Origin of the sequence: Pedobacter sp. ASV12 (assembly GCF_016429155.1) — a bacterium.
Lineage (GTDB): Bacteria > Bacteroidota > Bacteroidia > Sphingobacteriales > Sphingobacteriaceae > Pedobacter.
In genome coordinates, this window is the sequence record NZ_JAELUC010000053.1 from 18,198 (window position 1) to 28,894 (window position 10,697).

The following is a 10,697-nucleotide window of genomic DNA, read 5'->3' on the forward strand; positions in this document are numbered from 1 at the left end:
GCTTTCTAATCATTGCTACACGACTTAAACAAATGAAAAAAACACTGCTCTGTTGTCTTGTATTGTCTGCCATGGCAGCGCAGGCGCAACAAAATCTGGTTAAATATGTAAAGCCGCTTATTGGTACCGAAAAAATGGGACATACCTATCCGGGTGCCACCGTTCCTTTTGGCGCGGTGCAGCTGAGTCCCGAAACCGATACCATTCCTTACGAGATGAACGGCAAATACAATGGCGATGTGTACAAGTATTGCGCCGGCTACAAGTACGAAGATAAAACCATTGTTGGATTTAGCCATACCCATTTTAGTGGTACAGGACATTCAGACCTGGGCGATTTTCTGATCATGCCTACTCAAGGCAAGCTGCAGCTGAACCCCGGTACAGCCAGCAATCCGAAGGTAGGCTATCGCTCGGCATTTTCTCATGCCAACGAAGTTGCCGAAGCCGGTTATTACAAAGTAAAACTAGACGACGATAATATATTGGCCGAAATGACCACCACCAACCGTGTGGGCATGCACCAGTATACTTTCCCCAAATCAGACCAAAGCCATATCATTTTAGACTTGATGGCTGGCATCTATAATTACGACGACAAAACGGTCTGGACCTACGTAAGGGTAGTAAACGATACCTTGGTTACCGGTTACCGTCAAACTTATGGCTGGGCACGTACCCGTACGGTTTATTTTGCCATGAGCTTTTCTAAGCCGTTTAAAAACTACGGCCAAAAGAATTATGACGCACGCCAGGCTTACAGAGGCTTTTGGGGCAAATTCGATCAAAATAAGAATTTCCCTGAAATAGCGGGTAAAAAAGTAAGAATGTTCTTCGATTTTGATACCCAGGAAGGAGAAAAAATCAAAATCAAGTTTGCCTTATCGCCGGTAAGCCAAGAAAATGCCTTGCAAAACATGCGCGCAGAAATTACGGGCTGGGATTTTGACAAGGTAAAGGCCCAGGCTCAGGCTACCTGGAACAAAGAATTGGCTAAGATCAACATTTCGGCTTCCGAAGATGACAAAACCAATTTCTATACAGCCATGTACCACGCTTTCATCAATCCAACTACCTATACCGACATAAACGGACAATATAAAGGTTTGGATCAGGATGTGCATACGGCCAAAGGCTTTACCAACTATACCACATTCTCGCTTTGGGATACCTACCGTGCCTTGCATCCTTTCTTTAATATTGTACAGCCAACGCGTAATAACGACATGGTGAAGTCCATGCTGGCCCATTACGACCAAAGCAGCCTGCATATGTTGCCTATTTGGTCGCACTACGCCAACGATAATTGGTGCATGAGCGGCTACCATAGCGTTTCGGTTATTGCCGATGCCGTAGTGAAAGGCATATTTAATGGCGATGCCAACAAAGCGCTGGATGCCTGCGTAACTACCGCCAAACACCGCAATTATGAAGGAATTGGCTATTACATGGATTTAGGCTATATTCCGGCCGAACGCAGCGGCGTGTCGGTTTCGAATACCTTAGAATATGCCTACGACGACTGGGTGATTGCCCAAATGGCCAAAAAGCTGAACCGTATGGATGTTTATGATGAATTTATCAAACGCTCGGCCAACTGGAAGAACAATTTTGATAAAACTACCGGCTTTATGCGTCCGAAATTGGCCGATGGCACCTTTAAAAAAGATTTCGATGTGTTGAGCACACATGGCCAGGGCTTTATTGAAGGCAATAGCTGGAACTACAGCTTCTTTGTACCTCAGGATCCTGCCGGTTTAATAGAAATGATGGGAGGCAAGAAGAAATTTGCGGCGAGGTTAGATACGTTGTTTACCATGCACCTGCCCGACGAATTTTTTGCCGATACCGAAGATATTACCCGCGAAGGCATTATTGGCGGCTATGTACATGGCAACGAACCGGCGCACCATGTGGCTTACCTTTACAATTGGGCCGACCAGCCTTATAAAACACAGGCTCAGGTACGCCACATCCTAAAAATGCAATACAAACCAACACCCGACGGTTTGGGTGGCAACGACGACTGTGGCCAGATGAGTGCCTGGTACATGTTTTCTTCGCTTGGCTTTTATCCGGTTTCGCCAGGTGGCGATGAGTATGCCCTGGGTTCGCCTGCGGTAAACAACGCTACGCTGACTCTAGAAAACGGCAAAACCTTTACGGTAGAAGCCATTAACCAAAGCGATAAGAACGTGTATGTACAAAAAGTGTTGCTGAATGGAAAAGAACTGGCAAAGCCTTTTATTAAGCATAGCGATATTGCCAATGGTGGCAAATTGACATTTTACATGAGTGCCAAGCCTAAAAAATCATAATCGCAATCAAATCATAGATTTAAAGCCACTGGAGATCATTCAGTGGCTTTTTCGTGAAACAGCCAGTCGGGATGTGCCAACTCTATCTAGATAGCACTTGTTTCAAATCCAACTCATCAAAACGGATTGCAAATCCATAGTTAGCTTGGTCGCGAAAACATTTCCCGACCAACAAGTAACAGTTGCATTGTTGCCATTTTATGGCCCTTGTCAGCCAAGCAGATAGAGCCGAAAAGCCCAAATGGGGAAAACTTTTCTGAAGTCGGTTCTAATATTTTTTAGATATTTAAACTCCGAAAACTGAATATTTGAAAGATGAAGATCGTAATTGCCGAGAAGCCTTCCGTTGGTCGTGAGTTAGCAAAAGTGTTTGGTGCAACCACCAGAAAAGATGGTTATATCGAAGGCAAGGGCTACTCTTTTACCTGGGCTTTTGGGCATTTGCTTCAACTGGCCCCGCCTCAGGATTACGGCTTTATCGGCTGGCGCAAACAACATTTGCCCATGTTGCCGGCCAAATTCAAGCTGGCTATCCGCAAAATCAAAACCAAAGATGGCTTTATGGAAGACCCAAGCGTAAGAAAACAGCTCGACATCATCAAAAAACTGTTCGACGAGGCTTCCGAAATTATTGTAGCAACGGATGCCGGGCGCGAAGGAGAACTCATTTTTCGCTATATCTATTACTTTCTCAAATGTAAAAAGCCCTTTAAAAGGCTATGGATATCATCGCAAACCGACGAAGCCATTAAGGATGGTTTCAGGAACCTAAAACCAGGCACTGATTACGATACCTTGTTCAATTCGGCACATTGTCGTTCCGAATCAGATTGGCTGGTGGGCATGAATGCAACCCAGGCCCTGAGCATTTCGGCCGGAAACAAAAGCGTACTTTCTTTAGGCAGGGTACAAACGCCAACTTTGGCTATGGTTTGTGCCCGATACCTGGAGAACAAGAATTTTGTGCCGCAAACCTATTTTCAAATTGGTATTCAACTGGATAAAGATGGACAGCTGTTTAAGGCTATTTCTGTTGCCAATTACAAAACTCAGGAAGAAGCGCAAGCCATATTCGACAAGGTAGAAGATGTGGCCTCGGGCATTGCACAAGGTGGAAACATTACGGCCGTAGAAGCCAAGCCAAGAAAAGAACCGCCACCGCTTTTGCACGATTTGAGCAGCTTACAGCAGGAAGCCAATAAAAAGCACGGGTTTACGGCCGATCAAACCTTAAACCTGTTGCAGAACCTGTACGAGAGCAAGTTGGTTTCTTATCCGCGTACAGGAAGCCGTTACATCGGCGACGATATTTTTGCCACCGTACCGGCTTTGATCAATAACCTGGCGGTACATCCTGAATTTGGCAGGTCCGCTACGTTTTTGCAGACTGCTACCTTGAACAAACGAAGCGTGAATGCCAAGAAAGTAACCGACCACCATGCCATTTTGCCAACGGGCATACAACCCCAGCACCTGAGCAAAGACCATCAGGCTATTTATGATTTGGTAGTAGGCCGTATGTTGGAAGCCTTCCATCAGGAATGCGTAAAGGAAGTGACCAAAATCACCATCGAATCAGGAACTACTTTTCAGGCCAATGGTACGGTAATCCGCTCTGCCGGTTGGCGTTCGGTGTTTAACGAGGTAGAAGACGATAAAAAGGACGAAGACAATCCGGCATTGCCGAAAGTAAAAAAAGGAGAGTTGCTGCCTATCGTAAACAAGGCATTGCTGGAGAAGCAAACCAAGCCCAAGCCCCTATACAACGAAGCTTCTTTGCTAAAGGCGTTAGAAACTTCGGGCAAGGAAATTGAAGATGAAGAATTGCGTTATGCCATGAAAGACAGCGGCTTGGGTACGCCAGCAACGCGGGCGGCCATTATCGAAACCCTGCTTACCAGAGAATACATCAGTCGCGAAAAACGAAACCTGGTGCCCACTCCCAAAGGATTGGCAGTTTACGAAATCGTTAAAGACAAGAAGATCGCGCAAGCCGAGCTTACCGGTCAGTGGGAAAAACGTTTGGAAGAAATCAGGGCAGGGGCATCGGTAACCGAATTCAAGGCCGAAATAGCCGAGTACACCAAAAACATTACGCAAGAATTATTGGTGGCAGGTGCCAGCCTTTCGGCACAACTGGCCGAAGCACCGGCAACAGTTTAGTTGCCGCAGTCATTTTGGCGAATAGCCGGAGTTTGTTAACTTGCTTTCAAATGAACCGCAAATACTTCCTTTCTTCTATTATTCCGGCTTCGCTGCTCCTGCATTCCTTCAAAAGCAGCGCAACTGTGCTTTCCGAAACAGCAGCAGCCAAAAAGCTAAAAATCCCCCCATACCTGGTTGCAGGCGATACCATTGGCATTACCTGTCCGGCTGGCTACATTACCCAGGCCGAAATAGAACCTGCAGTTACCCAAATGAAAAGCTGGGGCTTTAATATCGCAATAGGCAAAACCGTAGGTGCCCGTGATTTTACTTTTGGAGGCACCGATCAGGAACGTTTGGCCGATTTGCAGGAAATGTTGGATAATCCGCAGGTCAAAGCCATCATGTGCGCCCGTGGAGGCTATGGTGCGGTGCGTATTGTAGATCAGCTCAATTTCAGTGCTTATCGTTCCTCGCCAAAATGGCTCATCGGTTTTAGCGACATTACGGTGCTGCATTGCCATATCAACAGCAATTATAGAGTGGCCAGTATCCATTCTAAAATGTGCAATAGTTTTCCTGCCGATTGGACCAAAGCCGAACCCATCCAGATTGACACCATCAATTCGATCGAAAAAGCGCTAAAAGGCGAAAAAATGAAATATACAGCTCTCTACAATAACAATAATAGGATGGGGAGTGCACAAGGTGAGCTGATTGGAGGCAATCTGCGTTGCATCGAAAACCTGGCTGGAAGCATTTCTGAAATCGAAACCGACGGAAAAATATTGTTTGTAGAAGATACCGGCGAATACCTGTACAGTATAGACCGTATGTTTTACAACCTGAAACGCAGTGGCAAGCTAGCCAGGTTAAGAGGCCTTATCGTAGGAGGCTTTAAGGTAAAGCCCGACGACGAAGGAGAGGCCTTTGGCAAAACCTTAACCGATATTGTGCTCGAAAAGGTAAAAGAATACGATTATCCCATCAGTTTTGATTTCCCGGTAGGGCACCAGCGGGCCAATTTTGCACTAAAATGTGGCGTACAGCACTGGTTGGATGTAAGAGCCAGTGGCACCAGGCTGGAAGAAATCTAGGCAGGCCTAAAAATACAGCAAGCTTGAATTTCTTGCCGTTTGGGTTTCCCAGGTGCCGCACAAAAGCTAAACTGGGGAAAATAGAAACCGCTTAACAGGCCGTAATATAATAAACAGGCGTTTCTTCAAACCTCGAAGCCACTACAATCTCGGTACCGTTGGCATGTTGCTGAAAAAGCTCCTGTACCAATTGCGGACAGTTGTTGTCTTTGCTCAAATGCGAAAGAAGGAGATGGCTCATAAAGGCCGGTCGGTAATTGAGAAACAGGTCAAGCGCTTTTTGGTTAGACAAGTGTCCGTTTCCACCCCTGATACGGTTTTTCAAAAAATAGGGGTACCTGCCCTTATCCAGCAGTTCGTCATCGTAGTTCGCCTCTAAAAACGCGGCGTGGCATTGCTTAAAATGATGAATAACGTGTTCGCAATGGTCGCCAATATCGGTAAAAACCCCAACGGTAACCCCATTGCAACTTACCACAAAACTATGGGGTTCCGCCGCATCGTGTTTCTTGGGGAAAGCCGTAACAGCCAAACTTCCAAAGGTTATGGGTGCATATATTCCAAAAGACGTAACCAGTTCTGAGGGCAGTTGTTGCCTGCCGCTAATCAGGGTGCGTTGGGTAATGTACACCGGTAGCTTGTATTTTTTGGCCAGTACGGGCAGGCCACGGATATGGTCGCTGTGTTCGTGCGAAATAAAGATGGCCTTTACCTTTTCCATGCTCAGGTTAAGGCGTTGCAGGCGGCTTTCTGTTTCCTTGCAGCTCAGGCCAGCATCCACAAGTACAGCTTCCTGATCGTTGCCGATATAAAAGCAGTTTCCGTTGCTTCCGGTGTTCAATGAACTAATAAACAAGGCCATGTTTGCAAAAATACAGGAAAAATCGAGTTTAGATTTGCAATTTTATAAACATTCCAACAACCGCAAAACAACTGCTGGCCAATACTGTTTTAGTTAAAACAAATTCAAGATGGAAGAGAAACGCAACAACGCTACGTCGCAACGACCGGCCGGAGCCCGTACCCTCGATGCAGGAATCATTCCCATAAACCTGCCCAAGTACATTGGCTTGATCAAAACAGAAGAAGCCTACACCAAAAACAAGAAAAATGCCATTACGGTATTCAAGTCAGACCAGGTTACCATTACCCTTATTGCCCTGCAACAGGATGAAACCATCAGGCCAGGAAGCGAAGAGGGAGAAGCCATCATGAGTTTGCAGGTGATAGATGGTCAACTGGCTTTCGAAAGCATGGGTACCGATGTTAAGCTGCAAACCGGCGAACTGCTTACCTTGCACCAGCAATTGTCGTTTAAGGCAACGGCCACAACCGACTGTATATGCCTTTTAACTATGGTTAAATAGCCTTTTTGACATTTTTTTTAAATTTTTCCAAAATCGGCATAAAGTGCTAAAGGGTTGCCAATCAGTAGTTTTGCTTTAAAAAGTGCCCTACAGTGGCCGTGAGCGCCATATTATAAAGCCAAAGCATGCTTGTTTCTTTAGTTTAAATGATATATTTGAAACCAAATTAAAATTATTACAATGGAAAAATTCTCAAAAGTTAAAGAAGTAATTGCTGCTATCGAAGCAGACGCAGAAAAATTTTATAACGCAGGAAATGCAGCAGCTGGTACTCGTGTACGTAAAGCAATGCAAGACCTAAAAGTATTGGCTCAAGAGATCCGTACTGAAGTAACTGAGAAAAAAAACGCAGCTAAATAAGCCTCAGTGCACAAATTCTATAAAAGACCCTGCCTTTGCAGGGTCTTTTTTTTGCATCGCCTATAGAGACGATTTTGCTTGTTTCAACAAATTCGTATTTTAGTTGTTGCCAAAATGCAACGTCATGATTTCCGTAGAAGTAAGCTATACCGTAAAACCAGAATTCGTAGCGCGAAACAAACAAAATATCAGTTTGTTCCTGGCCGATTTTAGAGCATTGACCCATCTCAATTTTCTCTACCAGGTGTATATCAAAGAAGATGGCGTTACGTTTTTCCACCTGTCTATGTACGAAAACGAAGAAGTGCAGCAACAGATTCTTCAAGTACCCTCGTTTTTAAATTTTCAGAAAGAACGCGATGAGAGCGAGCTCGAAAAAGCACCCCGTTTTGATCAGCTGAGCCTGATCGGATCATCTTTGAGGCTGATTTAACCGAACAAATTTGGGAGCTATGACTTAACCAAGGCCGAATATTCAAATCTTTTGGCGTTTTGATGACAAACTTAACCTTTGTTGAACCTTATGTTTGTTGAGTATTGACCATCATTCAAAGAACCGCAGCATGAAAGCAATTGTATTAACCCAGCCCGGTGGCGTAGAAAACCTTCAGTTAACCACAGTCGAAAAACCAAAAGTGGCCAGAGATGGCGTGCTGATCAGGGTAAAAGCCATCAGCATTAACCCAGTAGATTGGAAAACACGGAAGGGCACTGGAGTTTATGGCCGCTTAAAAGAGTTGAACCCATTGATTATTGGTTGGGATGTAAGTGGTGTAGTAGAAAGTGTAGGCGAGGATGTGGTGGCATTTAAGCCTGGTGACGAAGTTTTCGGGATGATCAATTTCCCAGGCCATGGCCAAGCCTATGCCGAATATGTAGCCGCACCAGCCCATCATTTGGCGCTAAAGCCGGCAAATATTAGTCATGAAGAGGCCGCTGCCGCTACTTTGGCCGCTTTAACTGCCTGGCAGGTATTGGTTACCTATGGCAATGTACAGGCTGGCCAAAAAGTATTGATCCATGCAGCCGCTGGTGGTGTTGGCCATTATGGCGTACAGATAGCCAAATATCTGGGCGCCAATGTTATTGGTACCTCTTCCGCAGCCAAAAAAGCAATGGTAATGGATTTGGGTGCCGATGAGCATATCGATTATACAACCCAAAAATTTGAAGAGCTGGTTCAAGATGCCGATCTGGTTTTCGATACTGTAGGTGGCGAAAACTTTGTGAGGTCTTTAGATGCTGTTAAGCCTCATGGATGGGTTATCTCCATTCCATCGGGCATGTCGGGCGATATCGAAGCACAGGCCAAAGCCAAAGGCGTCAATGCAAGGGCAATGCTGGTAGAAAGCAATGGAAAAGACATGCAGATCCTGGCCGGACTATTGGCCAACGGAAAAATGAAATCGCTGATCAATTCGGTTTATCCTTTCGAGCAGATGGGAGCGGCCCATATCGAACTGGAACAGGGACGGGCCACCGGAAAGATTATTGTTAAGCTATAATAGCCATTTTCAGTTCAGGAGCTGCCAAACCACTTAACCGCCTTATGCGAGTGAACGCCGTGTTTTCATTTTTTAACTTGTGATTGCGTATATTCGGGTTGGCTATTAAACTTGCCTATGAAAATTAGTCAGCCCATACCCAACCCCAAAATTGCCGACTATGTAGAACGTATTTTGGTGATGGAGGATTTTCGGGTCGTCAATCCGTTTGTGCTGCCACTTTATGCCAATGGCTCGCCAACCCTGCTGTTTCAAACGGCAAAGGGACAGATTAAAAATAGCAGCAACAACCTAACCCTGTTTGGACAAACCGTTTTTCCCGAAAACCTGCTGATTAAAGACGATTTTACGCTGATTGCCTATTTTTTCAAGCCTTTTGCCTTGTATGCCTTGTTTGGAGTCTCGGCGCAGGAACTCACCGACAATCCGATCGACCTGAACCTGTTGTCGCCTGCAAAAACCTACGGGTTTGAAGAACGTTTGCTCAATGCCCAATCTGTAGCAGCTAGGATGGCTTTATTGGACGATTATGTATACAACCTCATCATCAAAACCAAGGTCGATTGCGAGTTGATCAAATATGCAACCTTATCCATTGCCGGCAATTCGGCTAAAGATGCGCTTGTAAAGGTTCAAAAGGAATTGTACGTTACCGAACGTACTTTTCAGCGTCTATTCGAACGTAATATCGGGTTGCCACCTAATCTTTTCAGGCGTATCTGCCAGTTCAATGCCGCTTTTCAGCAACTCAACAACCGCAACTTTAACAAACTAACCGATGTGGCCCTAGGCAATGGTTACGCTGATCAGAGCCATTTTATCAGAAGCTTTAAGGAATTTACGCACATTACGCCAAAAGCATACCTGAACTTCGGGAGTGAGGATTAAAGCAAGATTGTCGGGTTTGTTCTATTTTTGCATGGTTTCGCTGCCTTTCTTTGTGGTAGAAATTTAAAACTCAAAACAATGAAAAATCAAATTTACCCTTGCCTTTGGTTTGATGGTCAGGCCCAGGCAGCTGCCAAATTCTACTGTACTGTTTTTAAGGATTCGAAAATTACCGCCGATAACCAAATGGTGGTTACCTTCGAATTGAACGGCAAGCGCTTTATGGGCCTCAATGGCGGTCCTCAGTTTAAATTCAATGAAGCGGTTTCCTTTGTTATCGATTGTGAAACACAGGATGAAATTGATTATTATTGGCAAAAGCTCACAGCCGATGGCGGAAGCGAAGGCCAATGTGGCTGGCTTAAAGACAAATTTGGTGTGTCTTGGCAAGTAGTGCCTACCATTTTGCCCAAATTGCTGAGCGATCCAGCAAAGACGCAAAACGTATTGCAGGCCTACATGAAAATGAAAAAATTCGATATCGAGGCCTTGCAAAATGCCTAATACAAAAATCCCGGCCTATTTAAGGCCGGGATTTTGATAGGTTTGTAAAGAAGCCATTAATTTTTTCTGATTAAGGAATCTTTCAGCCATTAAACCGTACTACTTTGTATTAGGCTGAGCGTGTTTCTTGTAAATGGCATCGAAGTCCAGCTCTACAGCTTTCAGCTCGTATATAGCTGGAATAACTATCTTGCCATTGCGGTCTATAAATCCATAAGTATCGCTGATTGACTTGACCATTGCTAGGTTTGCATTGTATTTTCCAAATTTTTGAATCTTGGCATATATTGCAGGAACTACAGCTTTTCCCTTACGGTCAATAAAACCATAAGTGCCACTAACCGTTTTGACCAAGGCCCAATCCTTATTGTATTGATTGTAGGCGTATATTTTCTGGTAGCTGCTTTGCGCGAAAGCCATCAAAGTGATGAGCAACTGTCTCTTATACACATCTAAAAAAGGGGGGGGGGGGGGGGGGGGGGGGGGGGGGGGGGGGGGGGGGGGGGGGGGGGG

The 10,697-nt window shown here is 45.1% G+C and carries 11 protein-coding genes; 9 read left to right on the forward strand and 2 right to left on the reverse strand.

All coding sequences use genetic code 11. The annotated features are described in order from the left end of the window. The first annotated feature begins 32 nt into the window (after window positions 1–32). From JHD69_RS13015 to JHD69_RS13025, 3 genes are all read left to right on the forward strand, one after another. Window positions 33–2,318 carry a GH92 family glycosyl hydrolase gene (locus JHD69_RS13015; RefSeq protein WP_199140776.1) on the forward strand — a complete coding sequence of 762 codons (2,286 nt, stop codon included), beginning with the start codon at window positions 33–35 and terminating at the stop codon, window positions 2,316–2,318. 315 nt (window positions 2,319–2,633) lie between these two features. After that, the gene (locus JHD69_RS13020; RefSeq protein ID WP_199140777.1) at window positions 2,634–4,481 is read left to right on the forward strand and encodes a DNA topoisomerase 3; all 1,848 of its coding nucleotides are present in this window, start codon (window positions 2,634–2,636) and stop codon (window positions 4,479–4,481) included. 233 nt (window positions 4,482–4,714) lie between these two features. After that, complete coding sequence (locus JHD69_RS13025) at window positions 4,715–5,560, forward strand: S66 peptidase family protein (protein ID WP_370583490.1); 846 nt, start codon at window positions 4,715–4,717, stop codon at window positions 5,558–5,560. Between the two features lie 91 nt (window positions 5,561–5,651). Here the strand turns inward: JHD69_RS13025 and JHD69_RS13030 are convergent, their stop codons facing one another. Next, window positions 5,652–6,422: an MBL fold metallo-hydrolase gene (locus tag JHD69_RS13030; protein ID WP_199140779.1), complete on the reverse strand. Its 771-nt coding sequence runs from the start codon at window positions 6,420–6,422 to the stop codon at window positions 5,652–5,654. A gap of 109 nt (window positions 6,423–6,531) precedes the next feature. Here JHD69_RS13030 and JHD69_RS13035 point away from each other — a divergent pair, with 109 nt between their 5' ends. The 6 genes from JHD69_RS13035 to JHD69_RS13060 all read left to right on the forward strand — a co-directional run bounded on the left by JHD69_RS13035 (window position 6,532) and on the right by JHD69_RS13060 (window position 10,184). After that, the gene (locus JHD69_RS13035; RefSeq protein WP_199140780.1) at window positions 6,532–6,927 is read left to right on the forward strand and encodes a hypothetical protein; all 396 of its coding nucleotides are present in this window, start codon (window positions 6,532–6,534) and stop codon (window positions 6,925–6,927) included. A gap of 180 nt (window positions 6,928–7,107) precedes the next feature. Beyond that, on the forward strand, window positions 7,108–7,287 hold the full coding sequence (locus tag JHD69_RS13040; RefSeq protein WP_199140781.1) for a histone H1: 180 nt from the start codon (window positions 7,108–7,110) through the stop codon (window positions 7,285–7,287). A gap of 124 nt (window positions 7,288–7,411) precedes the next feature. Further along, entirely contained in the window at window positions 7,412–7,720 is a 309-nt protein-coding gene (locus JHD69_RS13045) for a hypothetical protein (protein WP_199140782.1), read from the forward strand. Window positions 7,721–7,850: 130 nt separating this feature from the next. Beyond that, complete coding sequence (locus JHD69_RS13050; protein ID WP_199140783.1) at window positions 7,851–8,792, forward strand: NADP-dependent oxidoreductase; 942 nt, start codon at window positions 7,851–7,853, stop codon at window positions 8,790–8,792. A 117-nt stretch (window positions 8,793–8,909) separates the two neighbouring features. Then, window positions 8,910–9,680: a helix-turn-helix domain-containing protein gene (locus JHD69_RS13055; RefSeq protein ID WP_199140784.1), complete on the forward strand. Its 771-nt coding sequence runs from the start codon at window positions 8,910–8,912 to the stop codon at window positions 9,678–9,680. A 78-nt stretch (window positions 9,681–9,758) separates the two neighbouring features. After that, window positions 9,759–10,184: a VOC family protein gene (locus tag JHD69_RS13060; RefSeq protein WP_199140785.1), complete on the forward strand. Its 426-nt coding sequence runs from the start codon at window positions 9,759–9,761 to the stop codon at window positions 10,182–10,184. 99 nt (window positions 10,185–10,283) lie between these two features. Here the strand turns inward: JHD69_RS13060 and JHD69_RS13065 are convergent. Continuing rightward, window positions 10,284–10,697 (reverse strand): WG repeat-containing protein (locus JHD69_RS13065; RefSeq protein ID WP_199140786.1); only part of this gene is annotated, 414 nt, incomplete at its 5' end.